General features: G+C 48.2%; 20 protein-coding genes. 5 read left to right on the top strand and 15 right to left on the bottom strand.

What is annotated here, in order from left to right; translation table 11 throughout:
- Window positions 1–6: 6 nt before the first annotated feature.
- From K384_RS13500 to K384_RS11920, 3 genes are read left to right on the top strand one after another with little or no spacing between them, the layout of a single operon-like run.
- Window positions 7–1977, top strand: coding sequence for a hybrid sensor histidine kinase/response regulator (locus K384_RS13500; protein ID WP_084147225.1), 1971 nt, complete (start codon window positions 7–9; stop codon window positions 1975–1977).
- A 28-nt stretch (window positions 1978–2005) separates the two neighbouring features.
- A complete protein-coding gene (locus tag K384_RS11925) occupies window positions 2006–2572 on the top strand; it encodes a DUF2911 domain-containing protein (RefSeq protein WP_038032707.1) in 567 nt (188 codons plus the stop codon).
- A 4-nt stretch (window positions 2573–2576) separates the two neighbouring features.
- On the top strand, window positions 2577–4385 hold the full coding sequence (locus tag K384_RS11920; protein ID WP_038032706.1) for a tetratricopeptide repeat protein: 1809 nt from the start codon (window positions 2577–2579) through the stop codon (window positions 4383–4385).
- On the opposite strand, the gene hutG is transcribed toward K384_RS11920, so the two are convergent.
- The 9 genes from hutG to K384_RS11875 all read right to left on the bottom strand — a co-directional run bounded on the left by hutG (window position 4369) and on the right by K384_RS11875 (window position 15115).
- Window positions 4369–5358, bottom strand: a complete 990-nt coding sequence (gene hutG / locus K384_RS11915; protein WP_038032705.1) for a formimidoylglutamase — start codon at window positions 5356–5358, stop codon at window positions 4369–4371. The two genes, K384_RS11920 and hutG, sit on opposite strands and share 17 nt — an antisense overlap.
- 130 nt (window positions 5359–5488) lie before the next feature.
- A complete protein-coding gene (gene porN / locus K384_RS13495) occupies window positions 5489–6265 on the bottom strand; it encodes a type IX secretion system ring subunit PorN/GldN (RefSeq protein WP_084147224.1) in 777 nt (258 codons plus the stop codon).
- A 112-nt stretch (window positions 6266–6377) separates the two neighbouring features.
- Window positions 6378–7976 (bottom strand): type IX secretion system motor protein PorM/GldM, encoded by a 1599-nt coding sequence (gene porM, locus K384_RS11905; RefSeq protein ID WP_051633369.1) that lies wholly within the window; start codon window positions 7974–7976, stop codon window positions 6378–6380.
- A 77-nt stretch (window positions 7977–8053) separates the two neighbouring features.
- Complete coding sequence (gene porL, locus K384_RS11900; protein WP_038032704.1) at window positions 8054–8866, bottom strand: type IX secretion system motor protein PorL/GldL; 813 nt, start codon at window positions 8864–8866, stop codon at window positions 8054–8056.
- 91 nt (window positions 8867–8957) lie between these two features.
- On the bottom strand, window positions 8958–10160 hold the full coding sequence (gene porK, locus K384_RS11895) for a T9SS ring complex lipoprotein PorK/GldK (RefSeq protein WP_038032702.1): 1203 nt from the start codon (window positions 10158–10160) through the stop codon (window positions 8958–8960).
- Between the two features lie 122 nt (window positions 10161–10282).
- On the bottom strand, window positions 10283–11245 hold the full coding sequence (locus tag K384_RS11890) for a PorP/SprF family type IX secretion system membrane protein (RefSeq protein ID WP_038032701.1): 963 nt from the start codon (window positions 11243–11245) through the stop codon (window positions 10283–10285).
- Window positions 11246–11394: 149 nt separating this feature from the next.
- Complete coding sequence (locus K384_RS11885; RefSeq protein WP_038032699.1) at window positions 11395–12186, bottom strand: uroporphyrinogen-III synthase; 792 nt, start codon at window positions 12184–12186, stop codon at window positions 11395–11397.
- A 16-nt stretch (window positions 12187–12202) separates the two neighbouring features.
- Window positions 12203–13357 (bottom strand): DUF4271 domain-containing protein, encoded by a 1155-nt coding sequence (locus K384_RS11880; RefSeq protein ID WP_038032696.1) that lies wholly within the window; start codon window positions 13355–13357, stop codon window positions 12203–12205.
- Window positions 13358–13384: 27 nt separating this feature from the next.
- Window positions 13385–15115 (bottom strand): BamA/TamA family outer membrane protein, encoded by a 1731-nt coding sequence (locus tag K384_RS11875; protein WP_038032693.1) that lies wholly within the window; start codon window positions 15113–15115, stop codon window positions 13385–13387.
- Window positions 15116–15130: 15 nt separating this feature from the next.
- Between K384_RS11875 and hemW the strand changes: the two genes are divergently transcribed.
- Together hemW and K384_RS11865 are read left to right on the top strand one after the other, a co-directional pair.
- Entirely contained in the window at window positions 15131–16264 is a 1134-nt protein-coding gene (gene hemW, locus K384_RS11870) for a radical SAM family heme chaperone HemW (RefSeq protein WP_038032692.1), read from the top strand.
- An 81-nt stretch (window positions 16265–16345) separates the two neighbouring features.
- Window positions 16346–19342 (top strand): tetratricopeptide repeat protein, encoded by a 2997-nt coding sequence (locus K384_RS11865; RefSeq protein WP_169737654.1) that lies wholly within the window; start codon window positions 16346–16348, stop codon window positions 19340–19342.
- 59 nt (window positions 19343–19401) lie between these two features.
- Here the strand turns inward: K384_RS11865 and K384_RS11860 are convergent, their stop codons facing one another.
- The 6 genes from K384_RS11860 to rpsL form a co-directional block, all read right to left on the bottom strand.
- Entirely contained in the window at window positions 19402–20895 is a 1494-nt protein-coding gene (locus K384_RS11860; RefSeq protein ID WP_051633368.1) for an LptF/LptG family permease, read from the bottom strand.
- The gene (locus K384_RS11855) at window positions 20895–21287 is read right to left on the bottom strand and encodes an START-like domain-containing protein (RefSeq protein ID WP_038032974.1); all 393 of its coding nucleotides are present in this window, start codon (window positions 21285–21287) and stop codon (window positions 20895–20897) included. Before K384_RS11855 ends, K384_RS11860 begins: the two co-directional genes overlap by 1 nt.
- A 160-nt stretch (window positions 21288–21447) precedes the next feature.
- Window positions 21448–21753, bottom strand: coding sequence for a 30S ribosomal protein S10 (gene rpsJ / locus K384_RS11850; RefSeq protein ID WP_038032688.1), 306 nt, complete (start codon window positions 21751–21753; stop codon window positions 21448–21450).
- Window positions 21754–21806: 53 nt separating this feature from the next.
- Complete coding sequence (fusA, locus tag K384_RS11845) at window positions 21807–23939, bottom strand: elongation factor G (protein ID WP_038032686.1); 2133 nt, start codon at window positions 23937–23939, stop codon at window positions 21807–21809.
- A 27-nt stretch (window positions 23940–23966) separates the two neighbouring features.
- Window positions 23967–24434 carry a 30S ribosomal protein S7 gene (rpsG, locus tag K384_RS11840; RefSeq protein ID WP_038032685.1) on the bottom strand — a complete coding sequence of 156 codons (468 nt, stop codon included), beginning with the start codon at window positions 24432–24434 and terminating at the stop codon, window positions 23967–23969.
- 106 nt (window positions 24435–24540) lie between these two features.
- Window positions 24541–24921, bottom strand: a complete 381-nt coding sequence (gene rpsL / locus K384_RS11835; RefSeq protein WP_038032683.1) for a 30S ribosomal protein S12 — start codon at window positions 24919–24921, stop codon at window positions 24541–24543.
- Window positions 24922–24928: the final 7 nt, after the last annotated feature.

Genomic DNA, 24928 nt, shown 5'->3' with positions numbered 1-24928 from the left:
GTACCTATGTCATCTAAACAAGCAAACTTAGCAGACATTTTAAATAAATTCTTAGAAGAGCGGATTCAATACTTGGTATTCCGCTTTCATGCAAAGACGGGAAGTATTGAGGAAATATATCCGGAGCATTTATTAAGTAAGTTTATACAGTTTGCGCCTGCCAATTTATATGATCTTATTCCACTGCTTTTCAGCCTGCAAGATACCCTTATCACTGAACGCAACGCTATTACGCTTCCGCATATCAATATGCCCATAGCCCAACTACCGGCTGTTGAGGTGGCCAATCTGCACATACTACCTTATGGGCGCAGCAAATATGCCTATGTGTGCATTGTTGAGAACCTCAGTCATGAAGCCCGGTGGCTGCAAAATATACAACAATCGGCACATGACTCCAGCATACACAACGAACTGTTGCTTGCGAACGAAAAGATATTAAAGCTTGAAAAAGAAAACCTGCAGTTACGCAACCAAGAGTTGGAGCAGGTGCAAGCATTCAAAAACCGCCTGTATGCTGCCATTGCGCATGAACTGCGCAATCCTACACAAGGTATCATAGGGCTTGCCGAACTGATACAAGAAGAACCGCTTAGTGCCAAGCAAAGCGAATACATTAAGAGTATTTACCGGGCAGCACAACACATGCAAACCCTGCTCAATGACTTCCTGGATTACTCGAAGCTGGAAGCCGGTGAAATCAGCCTGGTACAGCAGCCTTTTTCTATTCAGGATATCCAGAATCACTTGGAACTGTCATTACTTAAGGCTACTCAAGAGAAAGGCCTGTTTTTGCGCATTTATGTGTCGGCAAGCATTCCACCGGTCGTCATTGGCGATGCTGCCCGCCTGCTGCAAATACTCTATAACCTCACAGGCAATGCCATCAAGTTTACCGAACAAGGCGGCATTTCCATAGAAGCATATCTTGATAAAAGCGACGAGCAAGAGTGCCACGTACGATTTGAAGTAAAAGACACGGGAATAGGCATTCCCCCTGAAAAGATTCAAACCATTTTCGAGCCTTATAAGCAAGCAGAAGATACTACTTATCAGCGCTTTGGCGGTACCGGTCTGGGATTGGCCATCGTGAAAGAGCTGGTCGAGCGCATGGGAGGCAGCATTGAGGTGCAGAGCAAAGTAGGCAGAGGAAGCACCTTTGTTGTCTTACTGCCATTTAAAATGACGGAGGCAGTAACCGGCCTGCCTGAAGAAGACTATGCCCCCACCCCGGAAGACTTTCACGGTATCCGGGTACTTCTTGCCGAAGATAATCCCGCCATTTCGCTCTACCTGCAAAAAATACTGGAGAAGCGCGGTATGCAGGTAGATCCGGCATCATCGGTAGCCAAAGTGCAAGAACTGCTTGAACAGAACCCCTATCAGCTTTTGATTTGTGACTGGCACCTGTCCGACGGCACCATAGAACCCGTATTAAAACACCTACAGGCGCAGCAACGCGAACAAATACGCCCCGCTGTTGTACTGATTAGTGCCAGTGAAAAATTAGATACTTCATCACTACCTTGCGATGCCATCATCCCCAAACATTTCAATGAAAGTCAGTTTTTTCATAGCCTGTCGCCCATTCTCAAACGAGTACGCCCGTTTCCGCGCCTTATTTCTTTTGAACACCTGCTTGAGTACACACAACACGACGAAGAACTGCTGCTTTCTATCTTAAATACGACCATACCGGAACTTGAGCGCCAGAAAGAAGCTTTGACTAAAGCCTATGCCGGTAAGTTGATAAGAAAAATTGGAGATATTGCACATCAAATGAAGCCTATTGCCCAGATATTGGGCTACGATGAACTTATTTATCATGTAGAGAAGGTGGAATTTATCATTAACAACCAACTCAACCCGCATATGCGCTTGAAGCCGCATATTAGAATGATACAAGAAATGCTACCCGAAATGATTGCAGAATTAAATCATTATAAAAAACAATTAGAGAACATGTTGTCGTTATAAACGATGAACATCTAAAATTCACTTTGCCATGAAAAAAATCATATTCACCCTCGGTTTGCTTATTGCCACTGTTGCTTTTGCACAAGCCCAGATAGACATACTGAACGACAGCGTGCGGGTCATACGCCCCAAAAAACGACTTAGCCCCATTGCTATAGCCTCCTACAAAAAAGGAGACACCTACATAAAAATCACCTACGGACAGCCATTTAAGCGCAACAGGGAAATATTTGGTGCTTTGGTGCCGTATAACCAAGTATGGCGAACCGGTGCCAACGAAGCCACTGAAATCACCCTTACCAAAGATGTGAAAATAGGGAATCATATCCTTAAAGCAGGCACCTACACCATCTTTACCATCCCCAACCCGGATGAGTGGACCATCATCTTCAACAAATCGCTGGGATTATGGGGAGCTTACGATTACGAAAAAGTGAAAGCACAGGATGTCCTGCAGGTGAAAGCGAAGGTAAGCCAAACAAAGGACATGTACGAAGCCTTCACCATTAAGCTCACCGAAGCCCCCTATGGTGTTGATATGGAGCTCATTTGGGACAGAACAAAAGTAACGTTACCCATTCACTTCATAGAGTAGGTAGATGGTAAAAGTACTGCACCTTTTCGTATTTCTTTTCCTTTTTCTCGCCGGGCTGCCGTCTGCTCAATCACAGTCTATCGAACGCCGGCTGAAGCAGGCATACAAACAATCGACCAAAGGCAAGTGGGACAAAGCCCTCGAAAAGTTGCAGGCTGCATTTGCAGAAGACAGCCTGCATTTCGATGCGCTGTTGTTGAAGGGCGATATATTGCTTCGTAGCGAGCAATGGGCAGACGCCTACCGGACTGCCCTTCAGCTAAGCTGCCATTACCCCGATTCGCTCGCCTCTTGGCTATTGCTTGGTGAAGTGCAAACGGCACTCGATTCTTTTCCACAGGCAGAACAAGCCTATCTTCAAGCCTACCGCCTTGCCCCCGAAGCGCCGGAGTTGCACCTCAACTTGGGGATACTTTATGCCCAAGCCGGGCTTGCCGAAGCTGCTGAAACTCATTTTGATTATGCTTACCAGGCACTTCCCGGCACTTCGCCACTGCGCCAAGAGGTGCTCTTTCACTTAGGCATGTTGTGTCTTGAAAAACAGGAAGAAGAGCGTGCCTTGGGCTACTTTAATCAAATCATTAACGAAGCCCCCGGTTTTTACCTTGCCTATGTGGGCAAAGCCTATTGCCAATATAGGCGAAAACGCTACAAAGAAGTGCTTCAACTGTTGGCATGGGTAGAAAAAAAAGCCCCGCAGTTGCTGAATAAAGAAGACTATGTGCTGTGGGCGAAAAACCTGTATGGTTTAAAACAGCGCAATAAAGCCATACAGGTGCTTCAGCTCCTTCCCGAACCTTTGCCCATAGAGGGATATCAACTGCTCGCCCGCATGCTTTATGAGAACAAAGCCTATGAGCAAGCACTTGATTACTTACAAAAAGCCATTACAGCTGCTCAAACTCCGCAAATGCTGGGAAGCTTGTTCCACGACCGCGCGCTGGTCTATTTAGCCTTGCAACAACCTCAGAAAGCTCTTGCCGACTATTCCGAAGCCCTTTATCTTTGGTATCCGGTTGTCCGGCTGGAAACGCAAAACAAACACCAAGGCGTGCTGCAGGCCTGCCTTTATGATGCCGGAAAATTGCTCAGCCAACACTTTTCAAAAGACACACTCGAACACATACGACGCCAACAATGGCATGAGCTGGCACTTACCCTTTTATATGAAGGCGAGGCAAAAGAGGCAGAAAATATTTGCAAACAACTCATCGCCCACGATTCCGCCGATGCACTTGCGTGGCAGTACCAAGGCACTGCTCTACTGCTGCAAAACCACACGGAAGAAGCTGAAAAAGCCTTATTAAACGCTTTGAAGTTCCGCACTGCCGATAGCGTGCTTGTTTATGAATTGCTTGCTGAAGCAGCACTGGCTCAAGAAAAAATCTCAAAGGCACATCAATACATAGCCCTTGCCATCGGGGCGGCACCGGCAAATGCCGACGCACTGCATTTCAAAGGCTATCTCTACAGTCTTCAAGAAGACTACCTGTCTGCCCACGAGTGGGCATGCCGTGCCCTAAAATTCGCCCCCCAAAATAGCGACATAAGAAAAGATGCCATGCAGTGGGCATTGCGCGCCGGCTTATGTGCAGAAGCGCAACTTCATGCCGGCATACTCTTGAAAACAGAGGTCTATGCCATAGAAGCGTGGCTCACCAAAGCCCACTGTGCTTTGGAACAAGGCAACCTAAAACAAGCGGAAGACTTCTACGAAAATGCAGCTGCACTGGCAAACGATAAGCCCGAAGTCCGGCGCTTTTACCGAAAACTTCAAGAAGCACAAAAGGCTGCTTCTACTCCTGCACCTTAGTTTCCACTACTGAATACAGCAGCTTGGCCGCCAGTTTAGCCGTACGCCCATCTATGTCATACTTGGGATTCAGCTCGGCTATATCAAAAGAGAAAGGTTTTCCGGAAGCTACCAGATGTCGCAATAAAGGCAAAACATGCCACGGCGCCAACCCTAAGCCATTCACCGCACTTACTCCCGGTGCAAACGCAGCGGAAAAAACATCCAAGCAACAAGTCAAATAAAGGAAGTCTTTATCTGCCACAAACTCATCCAGCAAAGTATAGAAGCCCGGGATGGGTTGTTCATAGAGTGCTTCCAATGATATATAGCGCACCCCTAAAGCCTGTGCCCTTTCAAAAAGAGCGCGGGTGTTTCCCATTGAATGAATGCCTATGACAAGATAGTGAAAGGCCCACCCACGGCGCTCACAGTCGTGTGCAATCTGCAAAAAAGGTGTGCCTGACGAACCAATATCCAGATAGTTGCGCAAGTCAAAGTGAGCATCAAAGTTGATAATACCTATAGATGGTTTATCTTTCTTTTTTGCCATGTGCCGGGCTATTCCCTGAAAGTGCCCCCAGGCTACCTCGTGCCCCCCACCTATTATCAGCGGCGTAACGCCTCTATCCAAAAGCAACTCTACCTTCTCTCCCAAATCTTCTTGTGCATCTTCCAAGAACTTACCCAAACAGCACACATCGCCTGCATCCCAGACACCTAACTGTTCCGCGCTCCATGGGTAAGGCAAAGAAGTAAGTGCTGCCCGCAGCGCCTTAGGGCCTTTTGCTGCCCCTACCCTCCCCAAATTACGTCTTACGCCTTCGTCAGACATAAAACCAAGCAAAGCTACCTGACAAGCAGCAGTAAGCTGCGGCAACGACTCGGTAAGATTTACCGGCACTACCGCCTGATGCCAACGCAGGCTATTGCCTTTTTCCCATTGGTCAACACGCCCTTTTTTCCAATAATCTGAAGCAGGAGGTCCGTACATAATGCTTGATGTTTTCTCTTTGGTTAGTTGCAAATGTATAGCATCGATGTCCTAAAAACAAAAAGGCTATTGCGTTTCAACACAATAACCTTTTTCGATTTACACAGGAAGTGTATGGATAAAGGGAGAGTTAAAACTCCCATAAGTTGTGCTCAAACTCCATCAGTTCGTATTCAATTTCACGAGACTTATAAAGCTGAGCTTCTATGTTACCTTGCAACTCCGGATATTCAGCGATGAATAAGTCGTCGGGGTTGGAGATTTTCACAATACGGGAAGAGAAGAGGCGCAACTCAAAGGCATCGGTCAAACACATGTGCCGGCGGTTGTTTTGCGGATTGTACCACAAACAACGTGTTTGATTGCTTTCTTCATATTTTTTACGGAAATACTCTGCCAGCTCTTTGTACTTAAAACGGGCAATGTATAAATCTGTGCCACCGGCCTGCTTATTATAGCCCGGTGCCACCAAAGCCAGTGATAAAATATTGATATACATGCGCGAGCGACGCTTATCAAAGATAACCTCCTCCGTAATTTCCAATACTGAAATATTGGAGGGGTCCATGGGCAAGTCCAAGTAGACATCAAACTCGTCTCTTTCTGCTATTTGAGAACGCCAGGCACTGTCAGAAAGGGACACCTCCATCCGTTCATCGGGATAGCTGTAGGCAGTCACATAGCCGGAATCCACTGCCCAGATAATCTCCTGAGCAATATGGTGTCCAACTGCTGCAAAAGGCCTGTTCTGTTTCTCACGCAAATTAATAACACGCGTCAGCACACGACGAAACATGATGTCGTCTTCCAGAACGGGGTGCAATGCCAGGGGATTGTAGCCATACTGAGCCCATGCCGATACCGACAACAAGCAAAGCAACATCAAAATACCAATGCCTCTTCTCATAAGATTCTTCAATTATTGTACTTTATTAACTTTCATCAAATATTATGCCTGAAACCAGCCCGGAGAATATTCAGCAGAAGCAGACAACTGCCTGCCTCCGCTGTTTTTATCATTATCCTGCTATCACAACACTCAAATACTTGGGTCTCACCGATGCAGGTATGACAGCCCCGCGGTAGTTGGTACGCACAACCGACTCTACAATGATTACCACCGTGTCTCCGGGGCGCACACTACCTACTACACTCGCCAAAGAGTTACCGTTTGCCACCGGACGCCCTGCACGGTAAACTTCCACACGGTACTGTTGTACACGATAATTGGCTTCCTTAGGCAAGAACTCGGCAAAGGAAGGATCTGCCTTGGCAACTACCTGTGCACTACGCAGCTGTCCGCGGGTAATAGATTTTTCTACCTCACGACCATTGACCACCAATGCCAAAGAAGCTGCCGGCACCTTCTTCACCGCAAATTCTTGCGTACCAATGAGCTGACCACCGCTGCTTACCGACATCACTACCTTATTCACGCCTCTCCTTGGTACGATAATCACATCACCACGGTTTTTGCCCGGAATAAAAGTAGCACCGGTACCGCTAAAAGAGGGGTTATATTCGTCACCCAGAGAGGGCACCAACACTTGAATTTCGTTGCCACACTCCTCGTAGAGAGCCTGCACACTCTTCGATTGAATCTGCATTACGGGGCGTACAACCTTGTATTCGCCTTCCACAACAAAAGTAGTGTCATCACCACCGGCTTTGGGAATCGTAATTTCCCCTTTCCACTTTTTAATTACCCCTTCGGGGGTGCCACCTGAGGCAATCACTTCATAAATGCCTTTACCGCCTTCCACTTTCACCGGCTGTCCATCTACCTTGATAACAGGCTTCACGTTTGAAGCCGAAGCAAAGATAAAGAGCTCGGCACGGTATTTCATGCCATTGGCAACCACACTCGTCGGTGCCGTGTAGGTAGCCTGAATGACGTCGAACTTCAAGGTAACCCCAGAGGCTTCTTTAGCCAATTCACTGAGCACAATGCTCTCATAACGGAGCACTTCGTTGGCTCTTTGTGAAAGCACTGCCAAAGCTGCTGCCACAGGCGTATGAGAGAAGTTGGCTTGCACCCAGTCTTTATCCAACTCGATCGGCTCGTTCTTGTAAAGCTCTTTTGTAACGGGATTCTCCCTATTGCTTTGCGTAAGAGAGACCAGCTGTGGCGCCACAGAAGGTACCAATTTTTTCAGCTCGTCCACATAATTATCCAGTTTTTTCTCGAGCTCGTAGCCCTTGCCGTTTTTTTGCCCTTCGGGTCCTACCATCAAAACCTCTAATTTGGTTTCTTCGGCAGGTGTTTTTACCCGTCCGGTTTCGGGGTCAATACCTCCCCCTGCTTTTTCAATGATTTCCTTTCTTATCTCGGCGATTTCTTTCAGCATATTCTCGGTCAGCTCCCGGGCTTTTTGCGCTTTCTGCAAAGCAGCTTTGGCTTTAGCCTCGGGGTTTTCCTCTGCAGCTTTTGCCACAGCCTGCACTTGTCCTTGGTTTACTTTTATGGACGCTTGCATGGCTGCCTGCAGGGTAGAATCAATGAACAAGAATTTGTCAAGAATAGTACTATTTACTTGTAAGGCAAGCATGGCTGTTAACACCAGATACATCAGGTTAATCATCTGCTGCCTTATGGTTTCTTTTCCTCCTCCGGCCATAGTTTCTTTTAGGTTTTAAAGTTGAAAAACAGAGAGGCTTTGCAGCCTCACCACACTCTTTTTAAAAAAACAGATGATTACTGAGCAGCACCTTTCATGGCGGTGAGCATAGCACCGTACACTTTGTTCAGGGCTGTCAGGTTGCCGGTCAAGTTTGCCAACTGTACTTTAAACTGTTCAGTATCCTTAGAAGCGTCTGCCACATTCTGCATGGCAGTAGATATGCTTCCGTAATATTTATTTAAAGCCTCGATGTACTTCTTGCTATCTTGCAACTCCATTTCATAGGCGGTATTCAGGCTTGCCAAAGTTTTGGTCAAAGCTTGAATTTGCGCATGATAAGCTTTCGCATCCTTCGATGCTTCGGCCATGCTGCCTACCGCTTCAATAGCTACCGAATAAGATTTGTTCATTTCCGCTACTTGATTTGCTGCCAGTTTCACGTTCTTGGCATACTCCGAGGTAGCCACGGCAGCATCTCCCAATTTGGTCATCTTCTCTACATTCTCAGCCAGTTTTTTTATCCCTTGACCAAACTGATCTATCATTTGAGGCTGTATTTTATCAGCCAGCTGTGCTTCCAAAGCAGCCAGTTTTGCGGCAACATTTTTGTCCAAGGCTCGCCCCGCAGGTTGTGCAGAAGACAACGCGTCAACCAACTTATTCCAATCGGGCTGCTCATGCGGTTCTTCAATAGGCGCAAAAGCAGTAATGAAGAAGATAATAGCTTCCGTACCCAAACCGGCAATTAGCATATATCCGGCACCAGGCCAGTGCATGAGCTTGAACAAAGCCCCCAAAATCACGACAGATGCACCTACTGAAATAATTCTTGGTACTACATAGGTGTAGAAATGTTCTGTTCTGTTTAACTTTTTCTTTGCGCTCATATTTTTTCAGATTTTAAGTTGTTTGATTGTTCTATATTATAGAATGGTTTTATTTAAAACAAGCAAAAGACAATAGATTTAGCGGTAAATTTTAATAAACACCAAACTCTGTACCTCCCGAGCGTCCCAGATAGGTCATGGCACAACGGAAACCTACCGAAGTAGAAGTAGAGTCATAGTGCATGTAGGTGCGGGTGCTTGTTTCAAGGAAATAAGCGATGTCTTTCCAAGAGCCCCCACGAACCACACGACGCGGATATCTTTCCAAGTCAGAAGTCAAGCCGGGCATTGCCGGGTTGGGGTTGGGCGCCGGCGGGTCAAAAACAGGGTTCAAGTCCCAAGTAATAGGATAGGCAGCTTCATAGTAAGCATCTTGGCACCATTCTGCCACATTGCCGGCCATGTCGTAGAGCCCCCAGTCATTGGCAAAGTAAGAGGCTACCGGCGAAGTATAAGCAAAGCCGTCATCGTAGTAATTACCACGCCCAGGTTTAAAGTTAGAAAGCACACAACCCAAGGTATTGCGCACATAAGGGTTACCCCAAGGGTATTTCACCAGGTCACGGCCTCCTTTGGCAGCATACTCCCATTCAGCTTCGGTAGGTAAGCGGAAGCGTGGTGCCGGCGGGTAACCTTGTTCTATTTCACGATAGCGGTTCAAGTGGTAAGTACGCCACTGGCAAAACAGCTGAGCGGCTGTCCACTTCACCCCTACCACGGGGTAATCGTCAAATGCAGGGTGAGAATAGTAATATTCCATCATGGGGTCGCCCATGTGGTGTGCATATTCGTTTTTCCAACGCATGGTATCAGGATATACCCGGCGCATCACTTCCAATGAGTCGGGCTTTCCGTTAGGGAACATCACGTTCATCACCTGCTCTTCATAATCGGGGTCAAGCACAATACCGGAGTTGGTGCCACTGGCATAAGCCAGCATCACATCGGTGAACATGCGGTATTGGTTATTGGTGATTTCCGTTTCATCCATAAAGAAGGCGCTGATGGTGATCTGCTTGTTAAAGTTCAGTTGTGTATGCGCCACATCTTCATCGGCTTGCCCCATGTGGAAAGTACCGGAGGGGATAGCCACCATTCCTTGCGGAACGTATTGGTCCCAGCCCGGACGCACTTCCTCAAAGGAGGGAATCTCGCCTTTTGAATATTTAAGGCGGGTATTCAACTCGCCTTGATTCTTTCCTCTCTTGCCTCCTATGAGCCCGCAACCCGTCATCCAAACCGAAGAGGCTGCCAACATCAAGACTGTGACCAATCGAAAGCCCATTCTATTCATAACTTCCTGTGTTTATTTAAGAATACATTTTAGTACAATGCTAACAAATATCATACAAAACTTTACGAAAAATCTGTTTTTTTTATCGTTTTTGCAAATCTTTAAGCTTATTTAAAATCATTTTAGAAATAAAATCTTGGTGTATATTGTTTTGGCGGCCTTGTCGATAAGCGTATGGGCAAGGTGTAACGTACCATAAACTCGTGCGAAGTGGCACTTTTGGCTTGCACATTGCCCACCGTATAATCGAAGGCATAGCCCACACTCCATTGCCTATCGTTGGTAAGGTAAGTACCCAACAAAAGAGCGGCTGCATCACCTTGACGGTAAGAAAGCCCCCCCCAATACCGCTCGTCAAAATAAACCATCATCCCACCTTCTATGCTGTAGGTGTTCAGGTCTGTACGCACCAGCAGCATAGGTTCCCACTCCCAACGATACGTCAGTGGATATTTATACGAAGCTAATAAATAAACGTTGCGCGACAAAGTATTTTTTAATGCATCGATGCCGAAGTTCAAAGAGAAAGGCACAAGATGTGTGGCACTTAGCGCCAAAAAAAGGCGCTCCGACTGCCAGGCAACGCCCAGACTTACATCGGGGCTCCATTGTGTTTCTTGCCCCTGCAATCCAATCAGAACCGGATCGTTTCCGTCTTTAGGGCGGTAAAGGTTGTAGTTGATTTTTTGCATATAAGCCCCGGCGCGTAGCCCTACCGAAAGGGTAGAGCCTGAGATATTCAATCGCTTGGCAAAAGACAACTGCACTTCCATATTTTGCACAGGCCCCAGGCGGTCATTGGTCAGATGCAGCCCGGCCCCCAAACCTGACGGCAAAGGCATGGAAGCCGTAAGTAATTGGGTGGTAGGTGTGCCCCCGTCGTCAAAGCTGTTTTCATAGCCTACCCACTGACTGCGGTGCAGCAAAGTGGCTTGGAAGGCATCGGTCGACATACCGGCTACTGCCGGGTTATAAAAAAGCGGGTTCAGTACATACTGAGTAAACTGCGGACTCTGCTGTGCTCGGCTTTCCGGCACATGAAGACAAAGCAGCAGAAGCAAATACAGGCAGTAGGTCTTCTTCATAAATTATTTATTTGTGCGACCGCTTACTAACGTAGCTTTTTTAAAGATAGTGTAATTCATGCGAATCACCAACAGCTCAAACAAAAAAGTCGCACCCTCAATCATGGAGAGAGTGCGACTTGGGAAAATCAATGCCTCTACATACAGCTTTATTTCAAGCCGTTGGCTATTTTAATATACTCCTCAATGGCACCGGTCATAGAAGGTGCATTGGGTAAAGGCGCTTCTATATCCACAATAAGACCTGCTTCGCGGGCTGCCTGCGCCGTAGTAGGTCCAAAGACAGCAATACGTGTGTTTTCCTGCTTGAAATCAGGGAAGTTGGTAAAAAGCGACTGAATGCCCGAAGGACTATAAAAAACGATGATGTCGTATTTTATATCAGAAAGGTCAGACAAGTCGCTGGCTACGGTTTCATACATCACGGCTTCGGTCAAATGCAGCCCCTGCTCTTTAAAGAAATTCGGGATATCGTCTTTACGGATGCTGGAGCAAGGGTACAAGTACTTTTCGTCTTTGTGTTTTTTGAAATAAGGGAACAGGTCTTTGGCAGTTCGCTCGCCTACAAAGAGTTTGCGCTTGCGAATGGTGATGTACTTTTGCAAATATTTTGCGGTTTGTTCCGATATGCAGAAATACTTCATATCGGCGGGCATCTCTATGCGCAGTTCTTTACAAGTATCAAAAAAGAAGTCAACCGCATTACGGCTGGTGAAAATAATGGCGGTATGGTCTAAGATATTGACTTTTTGTTTGCGGAATTCCTTCACGGGCACACGTCGCACTTCAATGAATGAGCGAAAATCTATTTTAATACCATATTTTTCAGCCAGTGTAAAATAAGGGGCATTTGACGGTTGGTCCTTGGGCTGCGAAACCAAGATGCTCTTTACCGGCTTCATTCTTTCCTTCACATCCTCAAATAGTTTGGTGTCTTTCATTTGACTGTGGTTTAAATCATTGAATTGCTTTCAAGAACCAGAACAGGGGTATCCATTCGGTGGCGCAAAAATACAAAAAACTACGCAAAGAGAAGTAGTCCGGCTGAGCACTTAACTGCCTAAGTACCCACAAAGAAGAAAAAACAGCAGCTAAAGCAAGTGCATAAAAACGAAACTGCTCCAGCCGGTCGAAGCGGTAATAGAGCAAAGCCATGAAAGCAGCTGTCAATAACAGCAAAACGAGGTATTGAAATATTTGCAAGAAACGGAAATAATGCAAGGTGGCTCTTTCTTTTAAGTTCAACACATAAGCCACCAACACACAGGCAAGCCACTTGCCCAGCAGCAGCGCCAATACACGAACAAATACTTTACCCCAAATCAAAAAGTAAAAAGCATAAGAGAGGCGTGTGTCGCTCGTAAGAGACACCTCGGGGAAAAGCAGCAACCACAAAAGAGCTGTCAGTGCCGATAACCACAACAGATGCAAAAACCAAGTAGCTGAAAACAAAGAATAGCTTTGCGCCGTCTCACGCGTGCGCTGCAGCTGCCCCCATGATATATTCATGAAAGCTTGCATGTTGCGCGGCGACATGGCCAGCAGCCCCTGGTAAGCCATAAAAAGGGCCAAAACGCCCATTAAAGCTATGTCCCGCAAGCGGGCTATGTTTTTTTTCTTCACAAACACCTTAGGTGTGGCAATTGGCTCTTGTAGCTGCACTTGTTTGTCGCTTTCTTGATTTACCTGAAAAGAATGCAAGCCTGTTGAGCGCTGTGCCACCCATGTTTGCAGCTGCTCAACGTCACCTTCTTTCACGAACAAGGAAATAAAGGCAGACTCCTGTTCAAGCAGCAACGCTTCGCAGGGCAAAACCACCCACCGCCGGGCCGGTAATATTTGCACCAAACGCTGATTCAACCACAAACTACCTTCATGCGGCAACCACAGCAACAGTTCATAAGGGCGGTACTGCCGGTGCAAAAAGAAATGTATGCTTTGCCCTTGGTGGCGCTCAGGCAGGTAAGGCACATAAGCATCGTAAGCCTGGTCATACACCAGCCACTCTTCCTGCAGGTTGTGTACAGGCAAATAATTTAAAGTATCGGGAAAAGCCGTGGCAGACAGGCAAGCACTCCAAAGGCTTATGAATAACAAGAGTCGCAAAAGCATACATTTTATATTGGCTACACAAAAAAATCAAAATACACTCACATAACCAAAGTGTATCTTGGCACGGTTGAAAGCGAAAGGCTGCTGCGGGGCTGCCCCTACCGCATAAATGAGCCGGAAGTTGCCCGCACGCGTAAACAGCTGCAAGCCGCCGCCCAAAGCACCCGCCCCATATAATTCCTTTGCCCCCACCTCACCGGCCAGCAGGGCATAGTCGGCAATGAGCAACAAATAAGACTTTGGCGGCAGTACATACTGCCATTCCACCGTCCACAAAGCGTAAGCAGGTGTAAAAAAGAAATTCTCATTGAAGCCACGAAGCGAGCGCAACCCACCAAGCCGCCCCCATTCATTACGCAACAACAGCGCCGCCTGCCTGATTTCGCCTTGCTGTTTGAAATGCAGCACCTGCCGCTGTGTCAGAGACCAGTATTTTTCTACCATCCACTGCAGGTGCCATTGAAAAGAGCGCAACTGCAAGGTATCATAATAAGCCTCCGGTAAAAAAGGATTGCGCAGCACGGTCTTATTCCCTAACTCCAAGCTTACCTCTGCCTGCCAGCCTTGTGTGGGAAACCAGCGGTCATCGAGGCGCGACTGTTGCCACCCCAGAAGGTAATACAAATAATCGGTTTCCTGATAGCGAAAATCTTCGGCTTGTGTACCCGTGGGCGAAAAGCCCAAGCGCGAACTGCGCACCCCTACTCCGGCTTTTACATAGCTGCCATCCGCCAAAAGATGCCATAAGGTTACATGGCGGTTGACGTTGATAAACAGTGTGTCTTCTCTTAGTAACGACAGCACGCCCTCTATGTCAAAAGCCCCCCACAGGCGCCGGTGCAAGTAGGCTGCTTGCAGCTGCTCAGAGGTCGGGCGCATCTTATTATAATAAAGCTGCAGGCGGCTTGCCCGCCGGAACAGGTTCAGCAAACGCACACTCAACTCACCGGTTACCAACAGCTCATTGTCTTTCTGTTCGTTGGGAAGAAAACCCAAAAAACCTTGTATTTGAGAACTATTGCCCCACTCGACAGGCAAACGCAAGTCCGCTTGTAAGCCTGAAAAACGCACTTCGGGCTCCTCTTTCAAACGAAGGAACCCAAGCATCTGCAGGCGCCGATCGATTTGCTCGATGGCACGGCGACTGAAAGGGGCATCGCGCTCTATGCCCAAATATTTGCGTAGAAAAGTGCTTTGCAGGCTTCCTTTATCCGGGCTGATAATAAGCGAATCGAAGGTAACAAATGTATGCAACTGCAAGTGCAAAGCGGGCTCCCATACTTTTTTGGCAGTATCGAAGCGGGCTTGGCCGGTATGCAGCTCTGCAAAAGGATATCCGTAGTTTTCTGCCGTCTCCACTATCGTTTGCTGCAGTTGTTTCCACGATGCCCAATCGAAGGGCATGGGCTTTCGCAGCAGGCGCCGCACCTGCGCCGGTAGTTTCCAAGCTGCCGGCAGGCTGTCGATGGATGCCAAACGCAGTTGCCAACGTTCCCCAAGGTTGTAAACACACTGCACCGTTTCGCCGGCTTGCCAGCAAGAGTCGAGGGCTGCATCCCAATAGCCTTGGGCGTGCAACTCTTTCAAATAAAGCCTGTGCAGGCTATCGGCACTGCCCACCGGTGCTACCGCCATGCTACGCCGCCATTGCGGCAAGTCAGGATGCGTAAAGAAGTGCCAAATATCCTGTGCCTGCCCCCGGAAAACACACAACACACAAACGCAGAGCAATCCATATCTTTGCAGAACAGTCAACATATTTTCTAACTTCTTATGGCAGGCATTTATATTCATATTCCTTATTGCAAACAGGCATGTTATTATTGCGATTTTCACTTCAGCACATCACAGCGCACCCTTCCTGCCATGATAGACGCCATTTGCCAAGAATTGAACTTACAAAAGGATTACCTTCCGGGCAAGCCGTCTTTGCAAAGCATTTACTTCGGCGGCGGCACGCCTTCGTTGTTGTCGCCACTTCACCTGGAGCGCATTTTGAATACCATTTATAAACTCCACCATGTAGAAACAGACGCCGAAGTCACTTTGGAAGCCAACCCCGATGACCTTTCGCTTGAAAAGTTACAATCATTTTACCAATTGGGCATCAACCGTTTGAGTATCGGCATTCAGAGCTTTCAAGATGACGTATTGCGCCAACTGCATCGTGCCCACTCAGCCAAGCAGGCTATAGAGGCGGTCAGGCAAGCGCAAGCCGTTGGCTTCCGTCACATTAGCATCGACTTGATTTATGGCATTCCGGGCGTCAGTCACAACCGCTGGCTCAAAGACATCGAACAAGCCCTTGCTCTTCAGGTAGGTCATATTTCGGCCTACTGCCTGACCATAGAAGAAAAAACCGTTTTTGGGCGATGGTATCAAAAAGGGAAACTCACCCCTACCGATGATGCCGTGGCTGCCGCGCAGATGGCACTGCTCATAGAGCGCCTGGAAGCAGCCGGTTTTGTTCATTACGAAATTTCCAACTTTGCCTTGCCGGGGCAATTTGCCCGCCACAATAGCAGTTACTGGAAGCAGCTGCCTTACTTGGGCGTAGGACCGGCCGCCCATTCGTATGACGGACACAGCCGGCAGGCCAACATTGCAAACAATGCGCTTTACATCAAAAGCATTGCGGCGGGCAAGGTGCCTGCCCAAGGTGAAGTCCTTTCACCCCAAGACCATGCCAACGAATTGTTGCTCACCGGCCTGCGCACCATTTGGGGCTGCTCTTTATCACGCATCAGGCAATACCTCACGCCCCGCCAATGGGACGGCCTGCAGCAAGAGATAGCACGCTATGTTGCAGAAGGCTATTTACAACTTGAAAACGACACTTTGCGTTTAACGAAAAAAGGTAAGTTTATTGCCGACAGCATCTTGGAAGCTCTTTTCGTTGTGGATTAAAGCCGCCACTTCAAATGATATATGTTTTTCATTCGTTTATTTTTTAGTTTAGCTCATGGTTCAATAGCATACAGCAATCCTATGATGAAGAAAAGCCTAACCGCCGCAAGCTTACTCTTAAGTCTTTCTCTCTTCTCGCATAGTCATGCCCAAAGCACCTATGGCATACAAGCAGAAGCCATCCATTGGCAACATGCCCAGAACCTGCAATCCTTGGGCTGGCGACTGGGCGCTTTGCCGTCCTGGAGTTTTTACAAAAAAATAGCCGGACCGGACGCAAGCCTCTATGCTGCTTTTCACGAAGCAGCCGACGCATTGCGCACCCGGCAGGCCGATGGCACAAGCTTGGCAGAGGCGTTTGTCCGTGCACACCGCTTTCATCCGCTCAGTCAATACATGTATTACGAGCTGGGACGCTATCATTTTCAAGAAAAAGATTTTGCCCGTGCCCTGCAGGCATTGGAACATATAGAAAGTGACCGTCTGGCACAGGATGCCCGAAGCGATACGCAATGGATGCTCGGATATGCTTATTTCACACAAAATCAGTATAACAAAGCCTATGACCAGCTTGCACCTTTAAAAAGCTACGCCAACCCCTACCGGGGGGCAGCACTTTATTACTGTGGTTATATACGCTATCAGGAAGGAAAAAACGAAGAAGCCCTGCGCGACTTGTCGGCTGCTACCGAATACAAAGATTTTGCACCACACGCCCACTACCTGATTGCCCTTACCCACTATCGCAAACAACAATACCGGGAAGTGGTGGCTTATGCCGGCAAGGTGCCTATGCAAGAAGCCAATCCTCAGTTTTTGCTCATCTTGGGCGACAGCCACTATCAGCTGCAGCAATACGGGGAAGCGGCCCGGGCTTTCGAACAATATCAGCGCAAGCAAAGCATTGCACAACTGCCTGCATCCATGCGTTACCGCATCGCTTACAGCTATTATGCCTCGGAGCGCTACCCGCAAGCCATCGATATCTTTCGCTCTTTGGCAGGGCTGCAGTCGCAGGACAAAAGCGAGATGCAACTGGCACAAGAAGCCATGTATTACATGGGCTTGGCTTATTTAAAGCAAGAGCAATATCAAAGCGCACTGCTGGCGTTTGAGCAGGCGCGTAAAGCCACCCATCAGCCGGAAGTAGCCCGCCTGGCACAGTTCTACTACGGCAAGCTGTGTTACCGTCTGAACCGCCGTGCCGAAGCCATCGAAGTGTTGAACCAGTATGTGCTGGAATATCCCAACAGCCCTGAAGCCAAAGAAGCCAAGCAGCTGATTACGCGCTCGTATCTGTTCAATAACGATTACCCGAAAGCCATCACTTATTTGGAGCAGCTGCCGCGCCTAAATGCCGAAGAGCAAAAGATTTACCAGGAAGTAGCTTTTACGCAGGCGGCGCAGCTGTTCAATAGTGGTAATTACCGGGAAGCGGTTACCTATTTTGAAAAGGCGGCGCGCTATCCGGTCGATGCCTCTCTTACCCGCCGGGCTTACGTAGGCGCCGGCGATGCTTATTCGGCATTGGGCGAATATGAAAAAGCCATTGCCGCTTATCAAAAAGCTTTGTCGGCTGCACCCACAGGTGACATTACAGCCATGGCACTCTATGGTTTGGGCTATGCCCACTACAACCTGCAGCAATACAAAGAAGCGCAGCAGCACTTCGAGCGCTTTTTGAGCCTGCCCAATACAAGTGAAAAACTGCAAGCCGATGCGCTGGTACGCCTGGGCGACTGCCACTATGTATTGAAAAACTATTACGCCGGCTTTGAAAGCTATGCCAAAGCGCTGCAAAAAAACTACCCCGACCAGGATTATATATACTACCAACAAGGCATCATTCTGGACATTCAGGACAAAGACGCCGATGCCCAACGTAGCTTGCAGCGTATTGTGCAAAAAGGCAGCAACAACCTCTACTATGACAAGGCGCTTTTCCAATTAGGACAAATCGCCTTGGAAGGGCGGCAATATCAAGAAGCAGTCAATCATTTCTCTACACTCATGCAACAAAAACCCGGCAGCCCCTTGGTGCCCTACGCCCTGCTGCGCCGGGCTGTGGCTTATACCAACCTGCAAAAAGTAAACGAAGCGGTAGAGGACTACAAACGCATCATAGAGCAATACCCCAATCATCCGGCTACTACCGGTGCGCTAACCGGCGCGCAGGAGCTGCTTACCCAACACGGACGCAACGAAGAGTTCGAAGCGCTTTTGGCTGTTTACAAGAAAAACAACCCCAACAGTGACAATCTGATTGCCTTGGAATTCGATGCCGCCAAAGGCATGTTTTTCAACGAAAAATATGGCAAGGCCATAGCCAGCTTTTCGCTCTTCCTGCAAGAACACCCCAACAGCCCTTACGCCTACGATGCCCGCTATTATTTGGCGGAGGCTTACTTCCGGACAGGCGACTTCGAACAAGCCGAAAAACTGCATCTGCAAGTCATAGAAGAGAAGAAAAGCACGGGCTATACCCGCTCTTTGCAGCGCATGGGCGACTACTACATGAGCCGGAAAGAATACGCCAAGGCCCAACGTATGTGGCAGGAGTTGCTGCAGGCAGCCATGAACCGGCGCGAGCGCAGCAAAGCCCTGCAAGGACTCATGGAAGCCCACTACGCCATGCAAAGCTATGACTCTACTTTGCACTACTGCGAAGAGATTCTAAAAGATGAACTTGCCAACACACTTGCCTACAGCGCTGCCCAGCTTTTCAAAGCCAAAGCCCTTATTGGCAAGCAGCAGTTCGAAGAAGCCCAACAGATACTCAAACGCATGGCAACAGAAAACACCGACGTGTTTGGAGCCGAAGCGCAATACCTGATAGGCGAGCTGTTGTACAAACAAAAGCAATACCAAGCATCGCTGGATGCGCTTTTTGCACTCAACGAACGCTTCCCCAACCAAATCAAATGGCGCCTGCGGGGCTATCTGCTGATTGCCGACAACTACGCTGCATTGGGCGATTATTTCCAGGCAAGGGCTACGCTCGAGTCAATCATACAGAACACACAGGATCCGGAAATATTAGCTAAAGCCAAACAAAAACTGGCTCAGTTGCCCAAGTAACAGATGTGGTACACAAAAAAAAGGGGCGCATCGTGCCCCTTTTTTTGTCCTTCGTGCTGCTAAGCTTCCTGCACCACTTCTTGACTCTTACCACGCAAGCGCTGCCCCAAACGGCGGAAGTAGTGAATGTAAATGTCTTTGTCGAACATGCGCGAGTCGTTGCGTGCCTTCTGTAAGAAGAACAGCCCAAAAGCCAATAAAATGAAGTCGGAAGTCCACATGCCCCAAAAGACGGACACAACGCCATCCTTAGCCCACTTCTCGCCTGTCATGGAAAGGGCGTAAAAGAGAATAAAAAACACAATAGAGACCAGGATGGGCACGCCCAAGCCACCCTTTTTAATAATGGCACCCAAGGGCGCCCCTATCAAAAACATGATGAAGCAGGCAAGCGAATAGGTATATTTCCTGTGTTTTTCAATCAAATGCTCACGCACTTCTTTCTCTTTGTCTTTGATAAGCTTTTCGCGCATGTCCAGAAACTGCTTCACGCCTCGCGCCTGCCCTACTGCCCGTTGTAAAATGATGGCTAATTGAGATTCAGGGATAGAACGCCGTTTCAGCGAGTCGAGAAACTCCTTGGGCAGCTCAATGGCTTCATTCGAAGCAGCACGCAAGCGCAAAGTGTCGGTTGGTTTGGGACGCAGCTCTTCAAGATGATAGGTGAAGTACGCAGCCATGTTCTGTGGAATTGTTTCCTTTAAATTCACCACTTGACTGCTCAGCGAATCGGCGTCGGCTTCCAGCTCGTTGATGGTTTTCATCATGCGGTGATGCACAAAGAGGGAATCGGGGATTTCGCTCATCTCAAAAGCAGACAAGCTAAAGACCATCTTGGTATGGTCAAATTCATGCCGCAAAAACTGCGTGTTATTGGCGCTGCCTTCTATGTAGTCGGAATAGCTGCGCCCCTTGAACAACTCCATCACCAAATATTTGCCATCCAGGATGGTGTACATATAAGCCGAGTCGGCCAGTATCACCTCTTTGTTGCCCTTGTTGGCAGTGTGATTGTATATCATCACCTTGCGCAACAGCTTGCCGTCGTTTTCCTTTTTCGCCACCTTGATGCTATAGCCCGGCAAGCCATTATAAAAAGCGCCTTCTTTTAAATCGATGGATGCTTTGGTAATCCGTATGTTATAAAGCGTGCTGTAAGCCTTTAAATTGGCATAAGGCACCACCCGGTCGCTAAACCACAGGGCTATAGCCGTGATGATGGCTGCAAACACACCAATGGGATACAAAACACGCACCAACGAGATGCCTGCACTTTTGATGGCGGTCAGCTCGAAATGCTCACCCAAGTTTCCAAAAGTAATCAAACAAGAAAGCAATACGGCCAAGGGCAATGCCAGCGGTGTCAGGCTCATGCTGAAATACATGAGCATCTTGGCAAACACCACAAAACCAACGTCCTTACCCACCAACTCCTCCACATAGCCCATCATGGTATGGATGAGCAAAATGAAAACAACGACGGCATATGTGAGGAAAAACGGACCTAAAAAACTTTTTAAAACTAATTTGTCAATGATTTTAATACGTATCATTATCCTCCGACAATTTCTTTAAGGCTTTGGATTAAGCCATCCCACAGCTCGTTCAGTTCCTCTTCGTCGTCCATTTCCGAGTAATCGACAATCGTCAGAAAAGTGGACTCGGTAATGTCGTTATACGAGAGGAAGAACTCCACAAAATTAGCTTTTATTTCGTCATCTCCGCTGTCGGTAAACACAAACTTTACATGCTTGTTCAAACGACGGCTTGCCACACGGGCAGGATGCTGCTCGCCTTCCCATTCAAAGAGGTAATCGCCTCCCGGCAACACCTTCACATCGTCGGCAAACCACTGCGCCAAACCGTCGGGATTCAGCAAGTAAGGATACAGCATGCGCGGCGACGCTTTTATTTCAAACTCTTTTTCAAAGCGATACTTTTCCATAGCCCTTTCTTTTAATTTGAATGCTATCAGTGCTTTTTGCAATTAAACAATTTTTAGTATTTCGCAAAAAAGCCGTACTCATTTCCCATCGATAGAGTAGCGAAAGGGTATAAAAAAAGCCGTGCAATTGCACGGCTCCGGAAAGAATGCGGTAAAATCCTTATACTTTGATTTTCACATCCACTCCACTGGGCAGCTCCAGTTTCATCAAAGCATCTACTGTTTTGGGGCTGTTGGAGTAGATGTCGATCAAGCGCTTGTAAGTGCACAGCTGAAATTGCTCACGCGACTTTTTGTTTACGTGAGGCGAGCGCAGTACAGTGTAAATTTCCTTTTTGGTAGGCAAAGGAATGGGACCACTTACCACTGCGCCGGTGGCTTTCACAGCCTTCACAATACGCTCAGCCGACTTGTCTACTAAATCGTGATCGTAGGATTTTAGTTTGATTCGAATCTTTTGTGCCATAGTTTTTTTATGTTTAAGACGGTGCCCGTCCGGCACCGCCGTTAAAGCCTACATTATTTTACAGAAGCCCCTTTCAGGTCTTCAAGAATCTTAGCCTCCAAGTTGGTAGGCACAAACTCATAATGCGAGAACACGATGGTTGCCGATGCACGTCCCGAGGTGATGGTACGCAGGTCGGTTACATAGCCGAACAGCTCTGCCAAAGGAACGAAGGCACGAATCACCTGGGCGCCGGCACGGGTGTCCATACCACGCAACACACCACGACGACGGTTCAGGTCACCGGTTACAGCACCGGTAAATTCGTCGGGGGTTACTACTTCCACGCTCATGATGGGCTCCATCAAGCGCGGTGCTGCTTTCTTGGCAGCTTCTTTGAAACCAAGCTTGGCAGCCAATTCGAATGACAGCGAGTCAGAGTCCACCTCGTGGTATGAACCGTGGAACAAGCGCACGTACATTGACTCTACGGGGAAGCCGGCCAAAGGACCATTTTTCATGGCTTCCTCGAAACCTTTCTGTACGGCAGGGATGTATTCCTTCGGAATAGCACCACCCACGATTTGGTTTACAAACTCCAAGCCGGGCTTGTCGTCTTCTCTGGGTCCGATTTCGAAAACGATATCGGCGAATTTACCACGGCCACCCGTTTGTTTCTTATATACTTCGCGGTGTTCTACGCGCTGCGTCAAGGCTTCTTTGTAAGCTACCTGCGGTGCACCCTGGTTGATTTCCACTTTAAACTCGCGCTTCAAGCGGTCGATGATAATTTCCAGGTGCAGCTCGCCCATACCTTTGAGGATGGTCTGTCCGGTTTCCTCGTTGGTTTCCACTTGCAAAGTGGGGTCTTCTTCGAGCAGCTTACCAATTGCCTGGCTCAGCTTGTCGCTATCGGCTTGCGTTTTGGGCTCGATAGCATAGCCAATCACCGGCTCGGGGAACTCCATAGCTTCCAACAAGAGCGGATGGGCTTCGTCGGTAAGGGTATCCCCTGTTTTGATGTCTTTGAAACCAACGGCAGCAGCAATATCGCCGGCTTGCACGCGGTCAATGGGGTTCTGCTTGTTGGCGTGCATCTGCATCAAGCGCGAAATACGCTCTTTATTACCGGTACGGTTGTTCAACACATAAGAACCGGCTTCCAGCTGCCCCGAGTATACACGCATGAAGCACAAACGACCTACGTAAGGGTCAGTAGCAATTTTGAAGGCAAGTGCTGTGAAAGGACCCGAGTTTTCAGGCACACGCTCTTCTTCTTCGCCGGTTTTGGGGTTGGTACCTTTTACCGGAGGCAAATCCAAAGGCGAAGGCAAGAAGGCGCAGGCAGCGTCCAATACAGCCTGTACCCCTTTGTTTTTGAAGGCAGAGCCACACAACACAGGGAACATCTTCATGTCGATAACTGCCTTGCGGATAACTGTCAGCAGTTCTTCCTGTGTGATAGAGTCGGGATCTTCGAAGTATTTTTCAAGCAGTGAGTCATCATATTCGGCTACTGCCTCTACCAACACTTGGCGCCACTCTTCTACTGTTTCTTTCAAATCTTCGGGAATGTCCACATACTCGTAGGTCATCCCCATATCTTCTTCGTTCCAGATGATGGCGCGGTTTTTAATGAGGTCAACCACCCCGCGGAACTTGTCTTCTGCACCGATAGGTACCTGCAAAGGTACTGCGTTGGCGTTGAAGCGCTCTTTGATTTCGTTTACCACACGGAAGAAGTCGGCCCCCACACGGTCCATTTTGTTTACAAAACAAATACGGGGCACGCGGTATTTGTTGGCTTGGCGCCATACAGTCTCAGACTGCGGCTCTACGCCACCCACGGCACAGAACAAAGCCACCGCACCGTCCAATACACGCAACGAACGCTCTACCTCTACGGTAAAGTCCACGTGACCGGGGGTGTCAATGATGTTGATACGGTATGTTTTGGTATCGGGTGTAGGCAATCCTTTCTCGGTAGGGTACTTCCACTGCACCGCTGTTGCTGCCGAGGTGATGGTGATACCACGCTCTTTCTCCTGCTCCATCCAGTCCATGGTGGCAGCCCCTTCGTGCACTTCCCCTATTTTGTGGCTCAAGCCGGTATAATAGAGGATACGCTCGGTGGTGGTGGTCTTACCGGCATCGATGTGCGCCATGATGCCGATGTTACGCAGATACTTTAATTTTAAATCAGCCATTGTATTTCGATAATTTGATTGATGGGATTAGAATCTGAAGTGAGAGAACGCCTTGTTGGCTTCTGCCATACGGTGTACGTTGTCCTTTTGCTTCACGGCGGCACCTTCGCCTTTCGAAGCAGCGATGATTTCGTTTGCCAGGCGCTCTACCATGGTTCGTTCGCCGCGGGCACGCGCAAAGCGAATCAACCATTTCATGCCCAATGACTCGCGACGCTCAGGACGCACCTCGGTAGGCACCTGGAAGGTAGCACCCCCCACACGGCGGCTACGCACCTCCACGCTAGGCATTACATTGTTCAGTGCTTTGCGGAATACTTCGATACCTTCTTCACCGGTTTTCTCTTGCACTATATCCAAAGCACCGTAAAATATTTTGTAAGCAAGGCTTTTTTTGCCTTCCTTCATCAGGTTGTTTACAAACTTGGTTACCTGAACATCACCAAATTTAGGGTCAGGTAATACGTATCTTTTTTTCGGTTTTGCCTTTCTCATGATAAATCTTGTTTTGGTTACTCAACCGGTAATTAGCAGTGCCGTTTACCGGCTGTTCGCTTCACACTATGACGATAGAAACGAAAGGTTAAACAATCAGCTTAAATTACTTTTTCTCTTTGGGGCGCTTGGTTCCGTATTTCGAACGTCCCTGCTTACGGTCAGTTACACCGGCAGTATCCAAGGCACCACGCACGATGTGATAACGCACACCGGGAAGGTCTTTCACACGACCACCGCGTACCAACACGCGAGAGTGTTCTTGCAGGTTGTGGCCTTCACCGGGGATGTAAGCAATCACTTCTTCGCCGTTGCTCAAACGCACCTTGGCTACTTTACGCAAAGCCGAGTTCGGCTTCTTGGGGGTCGTTGTGTACACTCTGGTACATACCCCACTCTTCTGCGGGCACTTGTCCAACGCAGGCGACTTACTCTTGTAAGTCTTTGGTTGTCTTCCGATTCGTACTAATTGTTGTATGGTTGGCATGTAATCC

The organism is Thermonema rossianum DSM 10300, from assembly GCF_000426825.1.
Lineage (GTDB): Bacteria > Bacteroidota > Bacteroidia > Cytophagales > Thermonemataceae > Thermonema > Thermonema rossianum.
The sequence above is the reverse complement of the archived record's forward strand: the minus strand, read 5'-3'. Positions and strand labels throughout refer to the sequence as shown.